1 protein-coding gene is annotated in these 1888 nt (G+C 47.6%); it reads left to right on the top strand.

Annotation, left to right across the window (positions count from 1 at the left end; translation table 11 throughout):
- Positions 1–351 precede the first annotated feature (351 nt).
- The coding region (locus ACTHUE_RS17280) for a proline--tRNA ligase (protein ID WP_440424056.1) at positions 352–1888 on the top strand (1537 nt) is incomplete at its 3' end.

The raw sequence follows: 1888 nt of genomic DNA, 5'->3' as shown, positions 1-1888 counted from the left end.
AAATCTATACACAATCTCTGTGGATAAATCTGTTGATAAGCTTTGGGTAATCGTAAAATTTTCTTTAGGAACAAACCAAGTCTTAAATTGACTAAAATTTAATCAAATAAAACATAATAAAATCAAGTAGTTATATTTATAAGATTTTACTATAATCATACAGTGAAAATTTATAGGTAAAACAAGGTTATGCGGCTTTGTGCATAAATTAGGGTTGACATCCCTAAAAATCGCCCCGAATCAAAAGCTGCGTAAAACAACGGCCGATTTCATCAGGTGCCATTCAAAAGACACGCGGCCATCCATTTTGCGTTACAATACGCACTTATTTTTAAGAAAGAAAAATACGCCATGAAAGCCTCCCAGTTCTTCATTTCTACCCTTAAAGAAGCCCCTGCCGAAGCTGCACTTGCCAGCCACAAACTGATGATTCGTGCCGGTTTGATCAAAGCCAACGCATCCGGTCTTTATACTTGGATGCCGATGGGCCTGCGCGTATTGCGCAAAGTTGAAAATATCGTGCGCGAAGAAATGGCCCGCGCGGGTAGCGTGGAGCTGCTAATGCCGGTGGTACAACCTGCCGAACTGTGGCAAGAATCCGGCCGCTGGGAGTTTTATGGTAAAGAACTGCTGCGTCTGAAAGACCGTCATGACCGTGATTTCTGTATGGGTCCGACTTGTGAAGAAGTCATTGCCGACATCGTGCGCAAAGAAGTCAACAGCTACAAACAACTGCCAAAAAACTTTTACCACATCCAAACCAAATTCCGCGATGAAGTACGTCCGCGCTTTGGCGTGATGCGCGCGCGCGAGTTCATCATGAAAGACGCTTATTCCTTCCATGCCGACTATGCCTCGCTTCAGACGACCTATCAAGATATGTACGACGCTTATTGCCGTATCTTCACCCGTTTGGGTTTGGAATTCCGTCCTGTTGCCGCAGATACTGGCAGCATCGGCGGTACCGGCTCTCACGAATTCCAAGTATTGGCTGAAAGCGGAGAAGATGTTATTGCATATAGCGACACTTCCGATTACGCCGCCAATATCGAATTGGCACCGACTTTGCCGCTTAAAGGCGAACGCGCTGCTGCTCAGGCCGAGTTGACCAAAGTACATACACCAAACGTCAAAACCATTGAGTCTTTGGTTGAATTCCTGAATATTCCGGTTGAACAAACCCTCAAATCCATCGTGGTCGAAGGCGAAAACGAAGGCGAACTCGTCCTGCTGCTGTTGCGTGGCGACCATGAATTTAACGACATCAAGGCAGAAAAACTGGCCGGCGTAAAATCGCCACTGACCATGGCGAGCCCTGCCGTGATTATTGAACAATTCGGCGCAAACGGCGGCTCTCTCGGCCCTGTCAACTTCAAAGGTAAAGTCTATGCCGATTTCGCTACTGAAAAAGGCGCAGACTGGGTTATCGGCGCCAATGAAGACGACTACCACTATATCGGCTTCAACTTCGGCCGAGATGCTACCGAGCCTGAATTTGTCGATTTGCGCAATGTCATCGAAGGCGACATCAGCCCCGACGAACAAGGCCGTCTGAAACTGGCACGCGGTATTGAAGTCGGTCACGTTTTCCAATTGCGCGACAAATATACCCAAGCCATGAATGTCAGCTTCTTGGATAACAACGGTAAATCCCAAACTATGGAAATGGGCTGCTACGGCATCGGTATTACCCGCGTTGTTGCCGCCGCCATCGAGCAAAACAACGACGAAAAAGGCATTGTTTGGACCAAAGCAATGGCACCGTTTGAAGTCGTTATCGTGCCGATGAACTACAAAAAATCAGACGCCGTGCGCGAAGCCGCCGACAAAATCTACGCCGAGCTTTTGGCTGCTGGTGCGGATGTTTTGTTGGATGACCGCGACGAAC

Source organism: Neisseria sp. P0021.S005 (genome assembly GCF_051956955.1).
The sequence above is the reverse complement of the archived record's forward strand: the minus strand, read 5'-3'. Positions and strand labels throughout refer to the sequence as shown.